Genomic DNA, 19,095 nt, shown 5'->3' on the forward strand with positions numbered 1-19,095 from the left:
CGACCCGGACGCGGGTCGTGGCGTCAGCCGCCGAGCAGGTCGGAGAAGCTCGGCGCGTCCGCGAAGGGGTCGGCCTGCTCCCCGCGCGTCTCGCGGGCGGCCACGGCGGTGGCGAGCTCGCGCCCGGCGCGGGCGATGCGGCGCGGCAGCCCGGCCGTGCCGTCGCCGGAGCCCTGGGTCCCGCCACCCGCCCAGTCGGACGTGGCGGCGAAGACGGAGGTGGGCACGACGTCGGCGTGCAGGTACGTCAGCAGCGGCCGCAGGGCGTACTCGAGCGCGAGGGTGTGCCGTTCGGTACCCCCAGTCGCCCCGAGCAGCACGGGGGTGCCGGTCAGGGCTTCCGGGTCCAGGATGTCGGCGAACGACTTGAACAGCCCGGAGTAGCTGGCGGTGAACACCGGGGTGACCATCACCAGCCCGTCGGCACGCTCGACGTGCTGCACCGCCTCGGCCAGGTCACCGGACGCGAAGCCCGTGAGCATCGCGTCGACGATCGCGTGCGCGTGGTCGCGCAGCTCGACGACCTCCACGCGCGCCGGCACCCCGGCCAGGGCGAGCTCGTCGGTGGTCGCGGTCGCGAGCCGGTCGGCCAGCAGCCGGGTCGACGACGGCTGGGACAGCCCGGCCGTCACCACGGTCAGCAGGCGTTCGGTGCTCATGAGCGTGCTCCTTCGGCGAGAGATCCGGTCACGTCGTCGCTGCCGTCGCCGACGTGGGTGGCCGCGGTCCGCCCGGCGGCCTGCGCGGCGGCGACGCGCTCGGCGTGGGTCGGGGGGTTCAGCGGCACGTCGTCGGCGGGACGCTTGGCCTCGACGATCTTGCGCAGCTCGGGCACGACCTCCCCGGCGAGCAGGTCGATCTGCTCGAGCACCGTCTTCAGCGGCAGTCCGGCGTGGTCGACGAGGAACATCTGGCGCTGGTAGTAGCCGACCTCCTCGACGAACGAGCCGTACCGGTCGATGACCTGCTGCGGCGAGCCGACGGTCAGCGGGGTCTGGGCGGAGAAGTCCTCGAGCGAGGGACCGTGGCCGTAGACCGGCGCGACGTCGAAGTAGGGCCGGAACTGCCGGACGGCCTGCTGGCTGTCGCGGTGCAGGAACACCTGCCCGCCCAGGCCGACGATCGCCTGGTCGGCGCGCCCGTGGCCGTGGTGCTCGTAGCGCTGGCGGTAGAAGCGCACCATCTGCTTGGTGTGGTGCATGGGCCAGAAGATGTTGTTGTGCAGGAACCCGTCGCCGTAGTAGGCGGCCTGCTCGGCGATCTCCGGGGAGCGGATCGAGCCGTGCCACACGAAGGGCGGCACACCGTCGAGCGGTCGGGGGGTGGCGGTGAAGCCCTGCAGCGGGGTGCGGAACTTGCCCTCCCAGTCCACGACGTCCTCGGTCCACAGCCGGCGCAGCAGCGCGTAGTTCTCGACGGCGAGCGCGATCCCGTCGCGGATGTCCTGGCCGAACCACGGATAGACGGGCCCGGTGTTGCCGCGCCCCATCATCAGGTCCATGCGCCCGTCGGCGATCACCTGGAGCATCGCGTACTCCTCGGCCAGCCGCACCGGGTCGTTGGTGGTGATCAGCGTCGTGGCGGTGGACAGCGTGATGTTCTTCGTCACGCCCGCCAGGTAGCCGAGCATCGTGGTGGGGCTGGAGGCGACGAACGGCGGGTTGTGGTGCTCGCCGGTGGCGAAGACGTCCAGGCCGGCGGCGTCGGCGTGCTGCGCGATGGTCAGCATCGACCGCACCCGCTCGGTGTCGTCGGGTGTGCGGCCGCTCACCGGGTCGCGGGTGACGTCAGAGACGGAGAAGATGCCGAACTGCACGGTGACCCCCAGGATCGTCGAGATTCATGCGTTTGCATGTACTGACGGCCTCAACCGGGCCTCCTGCCCGATTGTTCCCGACCCGTCCACCCTCCCCCGGCCCCGGCGGCGTGACGTCACCCACACCGGGCCTCCGGACGGGGTCTCGACTTGCGTGCAGGGCGCCGGCTGGCCAGCCTTGACCTGCACCGGGCCCCCGACCGGGACGACCCGGTACGCTTCACCGGTTCTTCACGCCCGGGCGGAACAACCGCCGACAGGCGCGCGTTGGAGAACAAGGCCCCTAACCCATCGACCTGTGGAGGACGACATGCCCGACCGCTCCCTGCGCGGCATGAGCATCGGCAGCAAGAGCATGGAGTCCGACGAGGGCGTGGACTTCGCCCCGCGGTTCCAGGCCCACTACGACTGCCCCAACGGCCACACGATCATCCTGCCGTTCTCCACCGAGGCCGAGGTCCCCCCGCTGTGGGAGTGCCAGTGCGGCGGCGAGGCGCTCCTGCGGGACGCCGAGCGCCCCGAGGCCAAGCCGACCAAGCCGCAGCGCACCCACTGGGACATGCTGCTCGAGCGTCGCTCGGTCTCCGAGCTCGAGGAGCTGCTCGACGAGCGGCTCGAACTGCTGCGCGCCGGCAAGCTGCGCCGCTCCGCCTGATCGGACCACCCGCGCACGGCGCGGATCCGCTGCTGCACGCATGACGAGGTGCGGTCCTCCCTCGAGGGAGGACCGCACCTTCTTTCGGTCCACGACGACCGCAGGTCAGCGCCTCGCCAGCGACGCACGCAGCTCGGACCACCGGTGGCGAAGTCCCCACCGCGTGACCTTGGTCAGCGCCTCGACGACGATCGCCCGCGACATCTTCGACTCCCCGGCCACCCGCTCGACGAACGTGATCGGCACCTCCGCCACCGACCCCCCGGCCCGCAGCACCCGCCACGTCATGTCCACCTGGAAGCAGTACCCGTGCGACTCCACGGCGGACAGGTCGACCGCGCGCAGGGTGCCCGCACGGAAGGCACGGAACCCACCGGTCGCGTCCCGCACCCCCACACCGAGCGCCGCGCGCACATAGGTGTTCCCCGCACGCGAGAGCGCCAACCGGTGCCACGGCCAGTTCACCACCCGGCCGCCGGGGACCCACCGCGAGCCGATCACCAGACCGGGCTCGTCCGCCGCCGCGAGACGGTCCAGCAGCCGCCGGAGCTCCTCGGGACGGTGCGAGCCGTCGGCGTCCATCTCGCAGAGCACGTCGTAGCCGCGCCCCAGGCCCCAGCCGAACCCCGCGACGTATGCGGCGCCGAGACCGCCCTTGCCCTCGCGGTGCAGGACGTGCACCTGCTCGTCGCGCGCCGCCCGTGCCGCGGCGAGCTCGCCCGTCCCGTCCGGTGAGGCGTCGTCGACCACGAGGACGTCGACCTCGGGCGCCGCGCTGCGCACCTGGTCCAGCAGCCCGGGCAACGACTCACGCTCGTCGTAGGTGGGCACGATCACCAGCGTCCTCATCGGCCGCCCCGGGAGGCCTGTGCGGCGCGGCGCTCGCGGATCCCTGCCACGAGGCCGGCGCCGGTCAGCAGCACGCCCAGCGTCCCGACGATGCCGGCGGGCCAGTACCCGGCCCGCACCGCCGGGGTGAGGGTGGTGCGCAGCGGCAGTGCCGCGACGAGCTCGTCGGCGGTGAACAGCTCGGTCTCTGCGACGAGGGTGCCGTCGGGCGCGACGACGCCGGAGACGCCGACCGTGGAGACCTGGACGGCGGCGCGGCCGGTCGTCATGGCCTGCATGCGCGTCATCGCCAGCTGCTGGGTCGACTCGGCGGTGTACCCGAAGGAGGCGTTGTTCGTGGGCACGACCAGCACCTGGGCGCCGCGGACGACGGCATCGCGGACGATCTCGTCGTAGGCGACCTCGAAGCAGATCACGGTGGCCAGCGGCACCGTCGAGGCGTTCTCGCGCGGCAGGTCGACCACGGCCGGCTCGGCGCCCGGCAGCATGTCGGTGGAGACCCGGTCGACCTGGTCGGAGAAGATCCGCACGAAGCTGCGCAACGGGATGTACTCACCGAACGGCGCCGGGTGCTGCTTGGCGTACCGGTCGGTGACGCCGTGGCCCGCCTGCCACAGCAGCGAGACGTTGTACCGGCCGCCGGACTCCGGGAACTCCTGGGCCCCCACGAGGATCGGCGCGCCGACGGCCGTGGCCGCGGCGTCGAGGGCCGCGGCGACCTCGGGCACCTCCTGCGGGTCGAGGTCGGAGCCGTTCTCGGGCCAGAGGACGACGTCGAGCTCCTCGCTGCGCTCGGCCAGCGCGGCGGTGCCCGACAGGTGGTTGTTCAGCACCTCGGCGCGGTTCGCGAACGAGCCGAGGCCGGGCTCGGTGACGTTGCCCTGGACGGCGCCGGCGAGCAGGACGGGACTGTCGGCCTCGTGCGTGGTGGTGCCGGCGTCGACGACGGTGGTGTCGAGGTCCGCGGTGGCGACCGGCTCGGGCGGTGGTGCCCCGGACGGCAGCGGCAGCAGCGCCGGTGCCAGCGCCATGGCGGCGCCCCCGGCGGCGAGGGCACCGGCGGTGACCAGCGCGCGGCGGGCGAGACCCGGGGCACGCCGAGACCGCCAGGCGACCACGAGCCGGCCGACGACCACGAGCCGGCCGACGACCAGCGCCCCCAGCGCCCCGACGAACGCGACGAGCAGCGAGACCAGCGGGGTCCCGCCCAGCCAGGCCGCGTGCCCCGTCGGAGCGTCGACCATGGTCCAGGCGAGGCGGCCCCACGGGAATCCCCCGAAGGGCGCCTCGCTCCGCAGCTGCTCGACGGCGACCATCACCACGGCGAAGCAGGCGGCCTGGGCGAGGGCGCGTCCGGGCCGGTCGGCGGCGACGCCCACCCGTACTGCGGGCAGTCGGCGCGCCCAGGTCCAGGCGGCGCCCAGCAGCGCCCCGAACGAGGCCTGCAGCAGGGCGAGAGCCAGCCACGGCACGGTGTCCGTGGCGAAGTTCGCCCACCAGATGTGCGGCAACCAGAACGTCAGCATCGCGACGATCCCGACCAGCGCGTTCCAGCCCGCCGCGCGCCCGTCGTCCCGGCGCAGCGCCGCGTAGAGCAGCCCGACGCCGACGAACGCGAGCGGCCACGCGCCGACGTCCGGGAACGCGGCCCACAGGGCGGTCCCGGCGGCGACGGCCAGCAGCAGGGTGGCCGGTCGGCTCGTCCACACGGACCGGGCCGGGCCGGTCGGCGTCGGGGTGGTCGCGCCGGTGGCCGTCTCGGCGGCGGGCGTCACGGTGCCGGTCACCGGATCAGGCGTCGAGCGCGTCGAAGAGGACGACGCCGTCGCGGACGGTGCGCAGGCACTGCGGTGCGGGCGCCTCGGGCGACAGGTCGGGCAGGAGCGGCTGGCCGGACCGGGCCTCCGGGTTCCACTGCGAGAGCCGGCCGGGCGCGGACTGCACGGCGAGCTGCTCGGCCCGCCACACGGCCAGGTGGGCGGGGGCGCCGACCCGCAGCTCGCCCGCACCCGTGTGGTCCAGGCCTGCCAGCCGCCAGCCGCCGCGCGAGTGTGCACGGAACGCGGCGCGTGCGCTGACCCGCTGGGAGGGGTCGGCATGGCTGATCGCCCCGCGGACCGCCTGCCAGGGGTCCAGCGGCCGCACCGGGGAGTCCGAGCCGAACGCCAGCGGCACCCCGGCGCCGGCGAGGTCGGCGAACGGCGACAGGCTCGACGCACGAGGACCTCCCAGCCGGGTGGCGTACATCCCGTCCGGCCCGCCCCAGGCGGTGTCGAACCCGGGCTGGATCGACAGCGCCACCCCGTAGAGCAGCAGCGCGGCCAGCGCCGCGGCGTCGACGAGCATGGCGTGCTCGATCCGGTGGTGCCCGCTGCGCACGAGACCGGCGTCGGCCAGCCCGGACGCCGTCTCCAGGCCGTGCACCAGCTCGTCCATCGCCCGGTCGCCGATGACGTGGAAGCCACCCTGCAGGCCGGCCTGGGAGCAAGCGACCAGGTGCGTGGCGATCTGGTCGGCCGACAGGTACAGCACCCCGTTCGGCGACGTGCCGGACGCGCTGGGGTACGGCAGGTCCGCGTACGGCGAGCGCATGGCCGCGGTGCGCGACCCGATGGTCCCGTCGACGGTCAGGTCGCCACCGATCCCCGTCAGGAACGGCAGGTCCGCGTGCAGGGCGCGGGCGTCGTCGACCGACTCGCACAGCTCGCCGCGGTAGGCGACCACGTGCGGTAGCGGCTCGGAGGGGTCGGCGACCAGCGCCATCAGGTCGGTCAGTCCGGCGCGGGTGTCCACGTGCGGGGCGCTCATCTCGTGCACCCCCACCACGCCGCGCGACGCCGCCTGGCGCAACGCCTGACGGTAGGCGCGGGCACGACGTGCGGGGTCGACGTCGTGCGCGGCGGTGCGCGCCCGCAGGTAGGCCTCACCGGTGACCACGCCGGTGCCGTCCCAGTCGCGGTCCCGGTCGAGGCCGCTGCGGGCCGCGAACGACGACGACACCAGCGCGGTGTGCCCGTCGACCCGCACGGCCAGGGCGGGCCGGCCGCCCGTGGCGGCGTCGAGCTCGCTCAGGTGCGGTGCCCGCCCCGCGGGCCAGGCGTGCTCGTCCCAGCCGAAGGCGAGCAGGACCTGCTCCCCGCCGGGGTCGGCCGCCTCGAGAGCGCGCGCTCCCGCGGCGAGCGCGTCGAGCGCGGCCGGCAGGTCGGGGGCGGCCCCGGGCGTGAGGTCGACGGCCTCCAGGGCCAGTCCGGTCTCGAGGGTGTGGACGTGGGCGTCGACGAACCCGGGGGTGACCAGCGCCCCGTCGAGGTCGACCACCTCGTCGGCCCGGGCGGCCAGCCCGGCCGCGGTGTCCTCGGCCCCGAGCCAGGCCACGACCCCGTCGTCAACGAGGACCGCCTCGGCGAACGGGTCCGCGGACGAGTGGACGACACCGTTGCGGTACAGGGTGGAGGTCACGGCCGAAAGCCTAGAGCACCACGCTCCCGGGTCGCGGCGGCCCACCTCACGATGGCGTCACGATCACAGGCTCGAGTAGGCGACCACGCCGCGCAGCACCGCGTCCTGGGCCTTGCGGGCCGCGGCGCGCACGGCGGGCCGGGGCGCGGCGGAGGCGAGCTGGTCCAGGACGTCGACGACCTGCTTGCACCAGCGCACGAAGTCCCCCGCGGCGACGTCGGTGCCGCGCAGCACGGCGTCCAGGCTCTTGCCGGACGCCCACCGGTGCACGGCGCCGGCCAGCCCGGCGTCGAGCGGCCCGGTCGCTTCGAGGTGGTGGGCGGCCTCGAGGGCGACGATCTGCGACCAGACGTCGGCGGTGGCGTCCAGCGCTGTGGCCAGGCGCCCCTGCGGCCCGCCCGGCAGGTACGGGTCGCCCGCATCCTCGCGCCGTCCGTGGTACACCACCGTGGAGACCGCCGCGGCGAGTTCGGCGGGGTGCAGGGAGTCCCACGTGCCCTGGCGCAGGCACTCGGCCAGCAGCAGGTCGTCCTCGGCGTACAGCCGGCGCAGCCAGCGCCCGGAGTCGGTGACGACGACCGCACCGGCGTCGTCCGTGCCGAGGTAGTCGAGCTCGCGCAGCACCGTGCACGTGCGGTCGAACGTGCGCGCCACCGAACCGGTGCGCCCCTCGATGCGGCGCACGAGCGTGGCGTGTTCGCGGCGCAGCGTGGAGGCCCGGTCGGCCCACCGGGCGTGGTCCTCGCGTTCGGGGCAGGAGTGGCACGGGTGGGCCTGCAGCTCGGCGCGCAGTCGCTGCACCCGCGCGTCCGACGCGGCGTCGGAGCGCCGCCCGGGACGGGCGCCGCCGGGAGCCCGTCCGCTGCCGCCGTCGCCGGAGAACGCGCCCAAGGCGTTGCGCACCGACGAGGCCAGGTCGCGGCGCGACTCGGGGCGACGCGGGTTGAACCCGGACGGGATCTTGACCCGGGTCACGGCACGCACCCCGCCCGGCACGTCTGCCAGCGTGAGCTTCTTGACCTGCTTCTCCTGGGTCAGGACGGTGGGCCGGGGCCCGTCGAACCCACCCTCGTGGCGGCCCGGGTCCAGCACGACGACGTACCCGCGCCGCCGCCCCGAGGGGACCTCGACGACGTCCCCGCGGCGCAGCCCCTCCAGGGACGCGACCGCGTCGGCGCGCCGCGCCCCGCGCTCGGCGCGCGACAGCTCCTTCTCCCGGTCGCTCAGCGCCCGGCGCAGGTCCATGTAGGCACCGAAGTCGCCGAGCTCGCAGGACATCGCCTGCTCGTAGCCGACGAGAGCGTCCGCGTGCGCCTGCGCCTGCTTGGCCAGGCCGACCACGCCCCGGTCGGCCTGGAACTGCGCGAAGCTCGTCTCGAGGACCTCGCGCGCCCGGTCCGCGCCCACCTGGCCGACGAGGTTGACCGCCATGTTGTAGGTCGGGCGGAAGCTCGAGCGCAACGGGTACAACCGGCGCGACGCCAGACCCGCCAGCGCCACGGGGTCCAGGCCCTGGTGGTCCACCACCACCGCGTGACCCTCGACGTCGATCCCGCGCCGGCCCGCCCGCCCGGTCAGCTGGGTGTACTCCCCCGGGGTGACCGGCTGGTGCGCGGTGCCGTCCCACTTGACGAGCTTCTCCAGCACCACCGAGCGCGCCGGCATGTTGATGCCCAGCGCCAGCGTCTCGGTCGCGAAGACCACCTTGACCAGGCCCCGCGCGAACAGCTCCTCGACGGTCTCCTTGAACACCGGCAGCAGCCCCGCGTGATGGGCCGCGATCCCCCGGCACAACGCGTGCTGCCACGACCAGAACCCGAGCACCTCGAGGTCCTCGGGCGGGATCGTCACCGTGCGCTCGTCGATGACCCGCCGGATCTCCGCCTCCTCCTCGGCGTCGGTGAGCCGCAGCCCCGCCCCGAGGCACTGCTCGACCGCGCCCTCGCAGCCCGCCCGCGAGAAGATGAAGTAGATCGCCGGGAGCAACGCGTCCGCCTCGAGCGCCTCGACGACCCCGAACCGGCGCGGGGTGCGGCGCTGCGGCACGGCGCCCTGCCCGCTGGCCCTGCCACCCCGGCCCCGGTAGCCGCGGTCGCCCCGGCCCCGCCGCCCACCTCGGTGCCCGCCGCGCGGGTCGCCGTCGGAGCGGCCGTGCGTGCGGAACAGTCGTGCCAGGTCCGGGTTGATCGGCGGGTTGGTGCCCGGGGCGGTCGGGTCGACGTGCCCGGCGTACAGGTCGAACAGCCGCGGCACCCCGCGCGGCTCGGTCGGCGCGGTGATGACGTGCTGCCACAGCGGCACGGGCCGGCGCTCGCTGACGACGACGGCGGTGTCGCCACGGACGGTGGCGAGCCAGTCGCCGAACTCCTCGGCGTTGGACACGGTGGCGGACAGCGAGACGAGCTGGACGTGGTCGGGCAGGTGGATGATCACCTCCTCCCACACCGGCCCCCGGAACCTGTCGGCCAGGTAGTGCACCTCGTCCATCACCACGTAGGCCAGGCCCTCGAGCGCGGTCGAGCCGGCGTAGAGCATGTTGCGCAGCACCTCGGTGGTCATGACGACCACGGGTGCGTCGGCGTTGATGGAGGTGTCGCCGGTGAGCAGCCCGACGTTCTGCGCGCCGTGGCGCCGGGCCAGGTCGTTGAACTTCTGGTTGCTCAGCGCCTTGATGGGGGTGGTGTAGAACGCCTTGGTGCCCGAGGCGAGCGCCAGGTGGACGGCGAACTCCCCGACGACGGTCTTGCCGGCGCCGGTGGGGGCCGCGACCAGCACGCCGCGCCCGGCCTCCAGCGCGGCGCAGGCGTCGGCCTGGAACGGGTCGAGGTCGAAGTCGACCACCGTGCGGAAGCGCCCGAGCTCACCGATCGCGTCGGCCTTGTCGCGGGCGGAGCGGGCGCGAGCGGCGGCGTACCGCTCGGCGGGACTGAGATCGGCGGTCATGTCGTCAGCCTACGGCGGGCCCCGCCCTGGTCGTCGGGCGCGACCAGGACGCGCAGCGCGCCGGGCACGGCGCGGGCCGTCAGCGGCAGGGGGCCGAGGCGCTCGCCGTCACCGTGCGCGTCGGGCAGCGGTGCGGCCCGGCCCGGCGGCTCGGGCGTGGGCGTGGCCGCGATGGTGACCTCGCGGGCGCGCAGGACGTGCACGTCGGGGCGTCGCACGTGGCGTCCGGTGAACATCAGGGGGAAGATGCCGGCGGCGCCGGCGCGGGTGAGCACCGGTGCCACGAGCACGTCGAGCAGGCCGTCGTCGACGCGGGCGTCGGGCGCGACGCGGATCCCACCGCCGATGCGGTCGGTGTTGGCGGCCGTGACCATGGCGGCGCGGCCCTGCCACACGGCGCTCCGCCCGCCGTCGGTGGTCCGCAGCGGCAGGCCGCCGTCGTCGGTCACCCCACGCAGGACCAGGGAGTAGGACCAGGCGCGGAAGGCGGCGATCTCGGCCAGCGCGGCCAGCGTGTACCGGGCGCGCCCGCCGTGGCGCATGGCCGTGGCCCGGGCGTTGACCGCTGCGTCCAGGCCGGCGGACACCGCGCCGGTCACCCACCGGTCGGGTCGTCCGGGGCGGGACACGGCGATCGCATCGACGTGGCGCACCAGACCGGCGTCGAGGGCGGCGCACAGGTGCTCGACGGCTGTGGTGACCCGGTGGTGCGGCAGGCCCAGGCAGGCGGCGAAGTCGTCGCCGCTGCCCACGGCGACGATGCCGAGCGGCGTCGTCGTGCCGGCCACGGCCTGGGCGCCGAGGTGGACGGTGCCGTCGCCGCCCACCACGACGAGCGCGTCCAGAGCGCCGTCGTCCACGGCCCGCCGGGCAGCGGTCAGCGCGGCGGCGGCCGTCGGCGCGGACAGGTCGTGCACGTGGTGTCCCGCGGAGCGCAGGCGAGCGGTCAGAAGGCTGCCTGCGCGGGCGGCGCGGCCGGCACCGGCCGTGGGGTTGACCACGACGCCCAGGCGTGAGCCGTCGACGCGAGGTGCGTTCACCCGGTCGGGGCGACGCGGCGCCGGTCGGCCCGGCGGTCGTGCAGGAAGCAGATCCCGGTGGCGACGAAGTACAGCAGACAGATCGGCGCGGCCAGCGCGAACATGCTCAGCACGTCCATCGTGGGGGTGACGATCGCCGAGAACAGGAAGGACACGAGGATCGCCCACCGCCAGCCCGCCAGCCAGGTGCGGGCGCGCACGGTGCCCATGAGGTTGAGGACCACCATGAACACCGGCACGAGGAACGCGATGCCGCACGCCAGGATGAGCCGCATCACGAAGCTGAGGTAGAGCTGGGCGCCGACGAGGTTGGAGCTGCCCTCGGGGACGAACTCGTTGAGGACCTCGACGATCATCGGCAGGACGTACCAGGCCAGGCCCGCCCCGGCGAGGAACATCGGGATGGCCGCGGCGAGGAAGCCGTAGACGTACCGGCGCTCGGAGCCGGTCAGCCCGGGGTTGACGAACGCGAAGAGCTGGTACAGCCACCAGGGGCTGGAGACCAGCACGCCGAGGAACAGCGAGACCTTCACCTGCATGTCGATGGCGGTGGCCACGCCGTCGAAGTTGAGGCCGATCAGTGCGCCGCGCCGCTCGGCGGCGGCCTGCAGGGGTTCGACCAGCGCGGTCAGCAGCGGGTCGTAGAGGACCCAGCCCAGGACGGCGCCGACCAGCAGGCCCAGCGCGATGCGCACGACACGCTTGCGCACCTCGACGAGGTGCTCGCGCAGCGGCATGCGCCCCTCGGGGTCCCGGGGGGTGCGGGGCATGCGGGGCCCCTCAGAGGTTTCGGGGCTCGCCCGGGCCGTCGCCCGTGCTCGTCGACGACGGCGGCGTGCTCGGTGCCGGCGTGCTCGGCGCGGCGGTGCTGGAGGCCGGTGACGTGCTCGACGTCGCGTCCGGTCGTCCCGTGGAGTCCGGGCGCGGCTCGTCGTCCTCGTCGTCGCGCAGCTCGCGGACCTCCTTCTTGAAGATCTTCAGCGAGGCACCGACGCTGCGGGCGACGTCCGGCAGACGCCGTGCGCCGAAGAGCACCACGACCAGCAGGATGAGCGTGATGATGACGGCGGGGTTGCGGAAGATACCCACGGACTTCAACTCCCAAGCGTTCGGTGCGCGTCTCGGCCGACGCGCTGTCAGTCTATGCCCACCGCCGGAGGTGGTGAAACACCCCGGCGACGCTCCAGCCAGGTGCTCGCCGTCCACACCCGCCAGGTGGCCGCGTGCCGCTCGCGCCGCAGCGCACGGCGACCCGCCCGCTCGCGGCGCCGTGCGGCGACCCGCTCGTGCAGCTCGCGCGGCGGGTCGAACATCGTCGGTGAGGTGTCCGCCCGGGCGGCCTCGGCCTGCGCGAGAGCCTGCGAGACCCGCTCCGAGGCCGTCGCGAACGTCTGCCCGGCCGCCCCGGCCTCGCGCAGCAGCCGCAGGCCGGCACGTACGACGCCCCAGGCCACCCAGCCCAGGAACACCAGCGCACCGACGACCAGCAGCGTCCACACCCAGCCCCACATGCCGATCAGCCTAGCCGCGGCGCATCGCCCGCGTCGTCGTCGGCCGCCAGCGCCTCGCGTGCCGCCGCGGCCACGTCGGCCGCCACGTCCGCGGGCTCCACCGCGAGCACGTCCGGGGCGTTGGTCAGCAGCAGCCGACGCAACCACGCCGGGTTCGTCACCCGCAGCCGCACCTCGAAGGAACCGTCGGGCAGGTCCGTGACGGACTCCACGGGCACCTCCTCGGCCACCCAGCGAGCCGGCGACGCGAGCCGCAGCGTCGCCACCCGCGCCGACTGGCCCGCGTCCGCGGCCACCTGGGCGAACACGTCCACGTCGCCCTCGAGGTCGTGGCCGGCCACCGCGACGTCCGTGGGCGTCGCGGCCAGCACCCGGTCCACCCGGAAGGTCCGCCTGCCCTGGGCGCGGTAGCACCAGCCCACCAGGTAGGTGGCGTCGTCCTGCGTCACCAGGCGCACCGGGTCCACGTCCCGCTCGCTGGTGCGGTCCGCCGCGTCGACGTAGCGCAGCCGCACACGACGTCCCGCCGTCACCGCCCGCGCCAGCACACCGAGGACCCTGCTGTCGCCCTCGCCACCGAGGCGGACGTCCACCGCGTGCGCCGCCTCCCCCGTGGCCGCGGTCAGCTTGTCCAGCGCCGAGGCGACCACGGACGCGCGTTCGTCGTCGGCCTGCACCGCGGGAGTGGTGTGCATCGCGCGCAGCGCCGCCACCAGCGCCACCGCCTCGCGAGTACCCAGCCGCAGCGGACGCGTCAGCCCGCGGCTCTGGGTCAGCGACACGAGCCCCTCCTCCAGGGAGAAGGCGTCGAAGTCGATCAGGTCGTCCGGCATGTACCCCGGGGTGCCCGAGACCCACAGCGCGTCGATGTCCTGACGGATCCGCTCCGCGGTGACGTTGAACTGGCGGGCCAGCTCATCGACGCTCACCGGACCCGCGCCGTCCAGGTACGCGACGATCCCCAGCAACCGCACCAGCCGGTCGTCGGCCCGCTCAGCCATCACCCTCCCCCGTCCTGCCCGCGGGCGTCCCGACGTCCAGGCGGGCCGCCGCCGTCAGCCGACGACGCACCTCAGACCGCAGCTCGGCCGGTCCCAGCACCAGCACCGCCGCGCCGTACCCGGCCACCTCGTCGGCCAGAGCCGTCAGCGAACGGAACCGCACCGCGACCACGTCACGGCCCCGGGGCGCTCGCGGCAGGTCGCGACCGTACCCCTCGGCGGGCTCGACGGCCGCCTCGTCGACGTGCTCGGCCACGGCGCGCGCCCGCAGCACGGGTGCTCGTTCGGGCACGACGGCGAGGTGGGCCGTGCGCTCGACCCCGACGCCGGCACCGAGCGCCGCGTCGACGTCCACCCGCTCGGGGATCGGGTACGCCCCGGCGGTCGGCCCGACGCGTACCCGACCGTCGATCCTCGACAGGCGGAACACGCGGGTCGCCGCGCGGTCGCGGTCGTGGCCCACGACGTACCAGCCGCCGCCGCGCGCGGCGATCCGCCACGGCTCCAGGGTGCGGGTCCGCACCTCACCGGTGTTGGCCGCACGGTAGCGGAACGTCACGACGCGCCGTTCGGAGACGGCCTCCAGCAACGGACCGTACGCGTCCCCGGCGGCGCGCAGGCGCGGCGTGAGCCCGGCGACGGCGTCCCCGGCCGCGTCCCCGGCCCCGGCGGCCGCCAGCTTCGTCAGCGCCCGCGACATGTCGGTGCGCAGCGTCTTGTCGGACCACAGCTGTGCGGCCAGGGCGACGACACCCAGCTCGGCGGGCGTGAGGTCCACCGGAGGCAGGGCGTACGCCTCGTTGTCGATGCGGTAGCCGACGTCGTCGCTGTGCCCCGACCCCTCGACGGTCACGATGGGCACGCCCAGCGCGCGCAAGGTGTCCTTGTCACGCTCGAACATCCGCTCGAACGCGTCGGTGGACGGCGCCCCGTCGTACCCGTGCACGCTCGAGCGCACCTGCTGCTTCGTCATCGCCGCCGAGGTGTTCACCAGGGCGATGACGAGGTTCAGCAGACGCTCGTCCGGTCGGGTCGGCGGGCCACCCGCCGCATCGTCACCTGCCATCGGCCACCACGGTAGCCCCAGGTACGCTCTGCCGGGTGACGACAGGGCCGACCCACCGACGAACCGCTGCCGACCACGTGACCTGGCGCACCGGCACCGTGACCGCCCGGAACCGCTCCTGGCCCGGTGCCCGTGAGCTCACGGTGCGGCTGGGCGAACCGCTGCCCGTACCCGACGGCGCCACCGCGGTAGACGAGGTGCGTGCCCTCGCGTACACCACCCTGGTCGGCGACCCCGACGTCGGCGACCGGCTCGCGCTGAACGTCTCGGCCCTCGCACGCGGCCTGGGCACCGGCGGCTACGCCCTGGTGGTCGCCCCGGCCGACCCCGCCGCGGTGCCCGCCGACCCCCCGCCCGGTCCCGGCCACCTCGTCAAGGCGCGGTACACCCCGTTGCAGGCCCTCGTCCTCGGCGTCGACGAGCAGGAGTCCGAGCACCACGCGGTGCTGCAGGACGCCGACGACCTCGCCGGGCTCCCGGTGGTGGTCGCCGACCTGCACTCGGCCGTGCCCGCGATCGTGGCCGGTGCCCGCCGGGGCGCCGAGGCCGCCGGCACGGCGCCGCCACGCGTCGCCTACCTCATGACCGACGGCGGCGCCCTGCCCGCCGCGTTCTCGCGCACCGTGGCCACGCTGCGCGAGAACGACTGGCTGACCTCGACGATCACCGTCGGCCAGGCGTTCGGCGGCGACCACGAGGCCGTCAGCGTGCACAGCGGGCTGCTCGCCGCCCGCCACGTCGTCGGCGCCGACCTCGTCGTCGTCGCCCAGGGCCCCGGCAACCTCGGCACCGGCACCCGGTGGGGCTTCTCCGGGGTGACCGCCGGCGAGGCCGTCAACGCCGCCGCGACCCTCGGCGGCCGGGCCGTCGCATCGCTGCGCGTCTCCGGCGCCGACGAGCGCGAGCGACACCTCGGCGTCTCCCACCACTCCCTGACCGCCTACGGCCGCGTCGCCCTGGCACCCGCCGACGTCGTCGTGCCCCGCCCCGACGCGCAGCTCCAGGACCTCACGGCCTGGGGCGCCGACCTCACCCGCCGGATCCGCGAGCAGGCCGCCACCCTCGGCGCACGGCACCGCCTCGTCGAGATCGCCGCCACCGCCGAGACCCTCGACGCCCTCCGCCGGTGCCCCGTGCGGCTGTCCACCATGGGCCGCGGACTCGACGCCGACCCCGCGGCCTTCGTCGCCGCCGCGGTCGCCGGCCAGCACGCCCGCACGCTGCTCGCCTGAGGACCGCATGAGACCACGCGACCTCGGCACCCACCCCGCCACCCTGCTCGCCCTGACCGGCCTGGTCGTGCTGGGTGCCGCCGTCGCGACCCCCTGGCGCCTCACCGTCCCCCGCTCGCTGCTCGAGGGCGGGCTCGGGAGGCAGCCCGAACCCGTCGCACCCCCGTCGCCCGAGGTCGTCGACGTCCCCGACCCCGCCGCCCGCGAGCCCGACGACACCCTCGCCACCGTCCTGCTCGTCCTCGCCGGCATCATCGTCGTGCTGCTGCTGTGGACGGCCGCCCGCAAGATCCTCGCCGCGCTCGCCGACACACCCCCACCACCCGACCCGGACACCCTCGACCCCGGCACCGCTCTCACCACCTCCGCCACCCCCACCATCCCCCTGCCCGACCTGGCCGACGCGGTCACACGCGCCCTGACCCGCCTCGACGCCGCAGACCACCCCCGCGACGCCGTCGTCGCCGCCTGGGTCGCACTGGAGGACGCCGCCGCGCAGCACGGCACCGCCCGCGACCCCGCACAGACACCCACCGAGTTCACCCAGGACGTCCTGCGCACCACACCCGCCTCACCCGAGCACGTCACCGCGCTGCGCACCCTCTACCAACACGCCCGCTTCACCACCCGCCCCACCGACCCGCACGACGTCACGACCGCGCGCACCGCCCTCGTCCAGATCGCCCGCAGCCTCGACACCCACCCCGGCGCACCATGACCCGCCGCCACCTGCCCGAGGCACTGGGCCTGCTGACCGCGCTCCTGCTCGCCGTCACCGGCACCCTCGACCCCGTCCACGCCCTCCTGCTGCCCACCAGCGCCCTCGTCGCCTGGCACGCCTGGCAGTCCCTCGACGAACCCGCCCCGTCCGCCTGGCCCCCACCCCCGGCCGACGAGCACCACGGCGCCCGCCGCGACATCACCGACCTCGGCTGGGCCGCGCTCACCCGCGACGGCCACGTCTCCGCCCGCGTCACCCGACGGGTCACCCGGCTCGCCGCCGACCGGCTCGCACCCCACGGCATCGACCTCGACGACCCCGCCCACCGCACCGCCGTCGCCACCCACCTCGGCCCGGACGTCGCCGACCAGATCCGCTCGCGCCGACCACCCGCACCCCGCACCCTGCACCACTGGCTCGACGCCATCGAACGCATCCCGCCCGCACCGACGCGACCCGGAAGGCCCACCCGATGACCCACCAGCCCCCAGCGCTCCCCGTCGCCGATGTCGCCCGCCACGCACGCGACGTCCTCGACGAGATCGGCACCGCCGTCGTCGGCATGCGCGACGCCCTGGAGCTGGCGCTCGCGGCCGTCCTCGCCGGCGGGCACGTGCTGTTCGAGGACGTGCCCGGACTCGGCAAGACCCTCGCCGCCCGCTCCCTGGCCACCGCGATCGGGCTCGACTTCGCCCGCCTGCAGTGCACGCCCGACCTGCTGCCCAGCGACGTCACCGGATCGAGCGTCTACGACCCCGCCACCCGCGAGTTCGTGTTCTGCCCCGGGCCGGTCTTCACCGGCCTCTTCCTCGCCGACGAGATCAACCGCACCGCCCCCAAGACGCAGTCGGCCCTCCTGGAGGCCATGGCCGAGCGCCAGGTGTCCGCCGAGGGGACCACCAGACCGCTGCCCCGGCCGTTCCACGTCGTGGCGACGTCCAACCCCGTGGAGTACGAGGGGACGTACCCCCTGCCCGAGGCACAGCTCGACCGGTTCATGGTCCGCCTCGCCGTCGGGTACCCCGACCGCGACCAGGAACGTCAGGTGCTCCTGCGCCGCGTGTCTCGGCGGCAGGAAGCCGCCCCCGTGCGCCAGGTGGTCGACGCCGGGACCATCCTCGCGATGCAGGCCGGCGTCGAAGGCACCGAGGTCGACCCCGACGTCGCGACCTACTGCGTGGACCTGGCGGCCGCCACCCGCGAGCACACCGCGCTCGAGGTCGGCGCGTCCCCCCGCGGCTCGCAGAACCTCCTGCTCCTCGCCCGCGCCGTCGCCGTCCTCGACGGCCGCGACCACGTGCTGCCCGAGGACGTCAAGCGCGTGGCCGTGCCCGTCCTCGCCCACCGCCTCACCCTCACCCCCACCGCCTGGGCCGCAGCCGTCCGCCCCGACGACGTCGTGCGCGAGCTGCTCGCCACCGTGCCCGGACCGGCCACCGTGGCCTCGGGCCGGTGAACGACGACCCGCCCGGCCGCGACGCCCCCGGCTGGCAGCGGACTCCGCACGCCGTCGCCGGCCTCGTCACCGGTGTGCTCCTGCTGACCGTCGGCCTGCTCGCGGGACGCCCCGACGTCGCGCTCGTCGGGGTGCCCGTGCTCCTCGGGGCAGCGTGGACCGGACGACCGGGCACGCCCACCGGGGCGGCACCGGCACGGTCGACGCACCACGAGATGACGACGGGAGCCGGGCCCACCGGCCCCGGCGAGCTGACGGCGACGCTGACGCTGGACCCGCCCGCGGGGAGCGAGGTCGTCCACGCCCGCGTCGCCGCACCCGGCCACCGGAGCGTCGACGTCCTGCTGGGCGCCGGTCCCCGTCAGCTCGAGCTCGGCATGACCACCGTCCGCACCGGACCCCAACCGACGTTCGTCGTCGACGTGCGCGGCATCGGTGCCGGCGGCACGACCACGGAGGACGTCGGGCGCTCCACCAGCCCCGACCGGGTGGTGCTGCCCGCCGCTGCGCCGCTCGGCCGCGTGCCGCTGCCGGCGCGCCTGCGCGGGCTGACGGGCCCGCACGTCTCCCGGCGGCTCGGGGACGGCAGCGAGCTGCGCGACGTCCACCTGTTCACCCCGGGCGACCGGCTCCGCCGGATCGACTGGCGCACGACGGCCCGGCGCTCGCCGGCGCTGGACGAGCTGTACGTGCGGCGCACCTATGCCACCGCGGAGGCGACCACGGTGCTGGTGGTGGACTCGCGCGACGAGGTCGGCCCCGACCTGCGGACGTGGCGCGGCGGCGGGGGGATGCGGGTCGACGAACCGACGTCGCTCGACCTCGCGCGCCATGCGGCCGCGTCGGTGGCGCGCGTGGTCGTGGCCGCCGGCGACCGAGTCGGCCTCGACGATCTCGGCCGGCGCCGACGACCGCTCCCCCCTGCGGCCGGGCAGCGGCACCTGCGACGCGTGCTCCACGGGTTGGCGACGAGCAGCCCGTGGGGCACGCCGGCTCGTCGGTTGCGGCCCCCACGGCTCCCCGCCGACGCCATCGTGTACCTCTTCACGACCGCGCTCGACGACGAGTCGCTGCGGATGGTGCGCGCCTGGCACGACCAGGGTCACCGGGTGGTGGTCGTCGACACCCTGCCCGTGATCCGTCCGGTCCACGAGGTCCACCTGCGCATCGCCTGGCGGGTGATCAGCATGGAACGCGCGGACCGGCTCCGTCGGATGACGGCCGAGGGGGTACCGGTGGTCGCCTGGGCCGGCACCGCCCGTGAGGATGCATCGGCCCGCTTCGAGGCGCTCGTCCGGGCGGCGGAGCGGCACCGCGGCCGGTGAGCACCCGCGTGCCTGGTTAGC

Annotated in this window: 18 protein-coding genes; 6 read left to right on the forward strand and 12 right to left on the reverse strand. The window is 75.2% G+C overall.

What is annotated here, in order from left to right; all coding sequences use genetic code 11:
• Nucleotides 1-23: 23 nt before the first annotated feature.
• Nucleotides 24-659 carry an FMN reductase gene (locus AC3RJ8_RS08735; protein ID WP_489715498.1) on the reverse strand — a complete coding sequence of 212 codons (636 nt, stop codon included), beginning with the start codon at nucleotides 657-659 and terminating at the stop codon, nucleotides 24-26.
• Complete coding sequence (locus AC3RJ8_RS08740) at nucleotides 656-1,816, reverse strand: LLM class flavin-dependent oxidoreductase (protein WP_489715499.1); 1,161 nt, start codon at nucleotides 1,814-1,816, stop codon at nucleotides 656-658. The genes AC3RJ8_RS08735 and AC3RJ8_RS08740 overlap by 4 nt, the downstream gene beginning before the upstream one ends.
• Before the next feature lie 310 nt (nucleotides 1,817-2,126).
• Here AC3RJ8_RS08740 and AC3RJ8_RS08745 point away from each other — a divergent pair, with 310 nt between their 5' ends.
• Nucleotides 2,127-2,471 carry an RNA polymerase-binding protein RbpA gene (locus tag AC3RJ8_RS08745; protein WP_106269305.1) on the forward strand — a complete coding sequence of 115 codons (345 nt, stop codon included), beginning with the start codon at nucleotides 2,127-2,129 and terminating at the stop codon, nucleotides 2,469-2,471.
• Nucleotides 2,472-2,576: 105 nt separating this feature from the next.
• Here AC3RJ8_RS08745 and AC3RJ8_RS08750 read toward each other — a convergent pair whose 3' ends face one another.
• The 10 genes from AC3RJ8_RS08750 to AC3RJ8_RS08795 form a co-directional block, all read right to left on the reverse strand.
• Nucleotides 2,577-3,320 (reverse strand): polyprenol monophosphomannose synthase, encoded by a 744-nt coding sequence (locus tag AC3RJ8_RS08750; protein ID WP_489715500.1) that lies wholly within the window; start codon nucleotides 3,318-3,320, stop codon nucleotides 2,577-2,579.
• Complete coding sequence (lnt, locus tag AC3RJ8_RS08755) at nucleotides 3,317-5,107, reverse strand: apolipoprotein N-acyltransferase (RefSeq protein ID WP_489715501.1); 1,791 nt, start codon at nucleotides 5,105-5,107, stop codon at nucleotides 3,317-3,319. The genes AC3RJ8_RS08750 and lnt overlap by 4 nt, the downstream gene beginning before the upstream one ends.
• 4 nt (nucleotides 5,108-5,111) lie before the next feature.
• Nucleotides 5,112-6,779: an amidohydrolase gene (locus AC3RJ8_RS08760; RefSeq protein WP_489715502.1), complete on the reverse strand. Its 1,668-nt coding sequence runs from the start codon at nucleotides 6,777-6,779 to the stop codon at nucleotides 5,112-5,114.
• A gap of 63 nt (nucleotides 6,780-6,842) precedes the next feature.
• Nucleotides 6,843-9,722: a DEAD/DEAH box helicase gene (locus AC3RJ8_RS08765; RefSeq protein WP_489715503.1), complete on the reverse strand. Its 2,880-nt coding sequence runs from the start codon at nucleotides 9,720-9,722 to the stop codon at nucleotides 6,843-6,845.
• A complete protein-coding gene (locus AC3RJ8_RS08770) occupies nucleotides 9,719-10,762 on the reverse strand; it encodes a diacylglycerol/lipid kinase family protein (protein WP_489715504.1) in 1,044 nt (347 codons plus the stop codon). The genes AC3RJ8_RS08765 and AC3RJ8_RS08770 overlap by 4 nt, the downstream gene beginning before the upstream one ends.
• On the reverse strand, nucleotides 10,759-11,532 hold the full coding sequence (gene tatC, locus AC3RJ8_RS08775) for a twin-arginine translocase subunit TatC (RefSeq protein WP_489715505.1): 774 nt from the start codon (nucleotides 11,530-11,532) through the stop codon (nucleotides 10,759-10,761). Before tatC ends, AC3RJ8_RS08770 begins: the two co-directional genes overlap by 4 nt.
• 10 nt (nucleotides 11,533-11,542) lie before the next feature.
• On the reverse strand, nucleotides 11,543-11,851 hold the full coding sequence (locus AC3RJ8_RS08780) for a twin-arginine translocase TatA/TatE family subunit (protein WP_489715604.1): 309 nt from the start codon (nucleotides 11,849-11,851) through the stop codon (nucleotides 11,543-11,545).
• A gap of 47 nt (nucleotides 11,852-11,898) precedes the next feature.
• A complete protein-coding gene (locus tag AC3RJ8_RS08785) occupies nucleotides 11,899-12,273 on the reverse strand; it encodes a hypothetical protein (protein ID WP_489715506.1) in 375 nt (124 codons plus the stop codon).
• A gap of 5 nt (nucleotides 12,274-12,278) precedes the next feature.
• The gene (locus AC3RJ8_RS08790; RefSeq protein WP_489715507.1) at nucleotides 12,279-13,274 is read right to left on the reverse strand and encodes a helix-turn-helix transcriptional regulator; all 996 of its coding nucleotides are present in this window, start codon (nucleotides 13,272-13,274) and stop codon (nucleotides 12,279-12,281) included.
• Nucleotides 13,267-14,340 carry a helix-turn-helix transcriptional regulator gene (locus tag AC3RJ8_RS08795; protein ID WP_489715508.1) on the reverse strand — a complete coding sequence of 358 codons (1,074 nt, stop codon included), beginning with the start codon at nucleotides 14,338-14,340 and terminating at the stop codon, nucleotides 13,267-13,269. The genes AC3RJ8_RS08790 and AC3RJ8_RS08795 overlap by 8 nt, the downstream gene beginning before the upstream one ends.
• A gap of 35 nt (nucleotides 14,341-14,375) precedes the next feature.
• On the opposite strand from AC3RJ8_RS08795, the gene AC3RJ8_RS08800 reads away from it, so the two are divergent.
• The 5 genes from AC3RJ8_RS08800 to AC3RJ8_RS08820 are packed head-to-tail and all read left to right on the forward strand — an operon-like array spanning nucleotide 14,376 to nucleotide 19,074.
• Nucleotides 14,376-15,572 carry a DUF3866 family protein gene (locus tag AC3RJ8_RS08800; RefSeq protein ID WP_489715509.1) on the forward strand — a complete coding sequence of 399 codons (1,197 nt, stop codon included), beginning with the start codon at nucleotides 14,376-14,378 and terminating at the stop codon, nucleotides 15,570-15,572.
• Between the two features lie 7 nt (nucleotides 15,573-15,579).
• Nucleotides 15,580-16,290 carry a DUF4129 domain-containing protein gene (locus AC3RJ8_RS08805; protein WP_489715510.1) on the forward strand — a complete coding sequence of 237 codons (711 nt, stop codon included), beginning with the start codon at nucleotides 15,580-15,582 and terminating at the stop codon, nucleotides 16,288-16,290.
• Entirely contained in the window at nucleotides 16,287-16,769 is a 483-nt protein-coding gene (locus tag AC3RJ8_RS08810; RefSeq protein ID WP_489715511.1) for a hypothetical protein, read from the forward strand. Before AC3RJ8_RS08805 ends, AC3RJ8_RS08810 begins: the two co-directional genes overlap by 4 nt.
• Nucleotides 16,766-17,749 (forward strand): AAA family ATPase, encoded by a 984-nt coding sequence (locus AC3RJ8_RS08815; protein ID WP_489715512.1) that lies wholly within the window; start codon nucleotides 16,766-16,768, stop codon nucleotides 17,747-17,749. Before AC3RJ8_RS08810 ends, AC3RJ8_RS08815 begins: the two co-directional genes overlap by 4 nt.
• On the forward strand, nucleotides 17,746-19,074 hold the full coding sequence (locus AC3RJ8_RS08820) for a DUF58 domain-containing protein (protein ID WP_489715513.1): 1,329 nt from the start codon (nucleotides 17,746-17,748) through the stop codon (nucleotides 19,072-19,074). Before AC3RJ8_RS08815 ends, AC3RJ8_RS08820 begins: the two co-directional genes overlap by 4 nt.
• The last annotated feature ends 21 nt before the right edge of the window (nucleotides 19,075-19,095 follow it).

The sequence above is a fragment of the Isoptericola sp. MSGPD8_1_ISO-PGPR-S23-394 genome (assembly GCF_058072785.1).

Coding starts and splice junctions, on each gene's coding strand:
- AC3RJ8_RS08735 (WP_489715498.1), bottom strand. CDS start 659: ATGAGCACCGAACGCCTGCTGACCGTGGTGACGGCCGGGCTGTCCCAG.
- AC3RJ8_RS08745 (WP_106269305.1), top strand. CDS start 2,127: ATGCCCGACCGCTCCCTGCGCGGCATGAGCATCGGCAGCAAGAGCATG.
- AC3RJ8_RS08750 (WP_489715500.1), bottom strand. CDS start 3,320: ATGAGGACGCTGGTGATCGTGCCCACCTACGACGAGCGTGAGTCGTTG.
- AC3RJ8_RS08765 (WP_489715503.1), bottom strand. CDS start 9,722: ATGACCGCCGATCTCAGTCCCGCCGAGCGGTACGCCGCCGCTCGCGCC.
- tatC (WP_489715505.1), bottom strand. CDS start 11,532: ATGCCCCGCACCCCCCGGGACCCCGAGGGGCGCATGCCGCTGCGCGAG.
- AC3RJ8_RS08785 (WP_489715506.1), bottom strand. CDS start 12,273: ATGTGGGGCTGGGTGTGGACGCTGCTGGTCGTCGGTGCGCTGGTGTTC.
- AC3RJ8_RS08790 (WP_489715507.1), bottom strand. CDS start 13,274: ATGGCTGAGCGGGCCGACGACCGGCTGGTGCGGTTGCTGGGGATCGTC.
- AC3RJ8_RS08795 (WP_489715508.1), bottom strand. CDS start 14,340: ATGGCAGGTGACGATGCGGCGGGTGGCCCGCCGACCCGACCGGACGAG.
- AC3RJ8_RS08805 (WP_489715510.1), top strand. CDS start 15,580: ATGAGACCACGCGACCTCGGCACCCACCCCGCCACCCTGCTCGCCCTG.
- AC3RJ8_RS08810 (WP_489715511.1), top strand. CDS start 16,287: ATGACCCGCCGCCACCTGCCCGAGGCACTGGGCCTGCTGACCGCGCTC.
- AC3RJ8_RS08815 (WP_489715512.1), top strand. CDS start 16,766: ATGACCCACCAGCCCCCAGCGCTCCCCGTCGCCGATGTCGCCCGCCAC.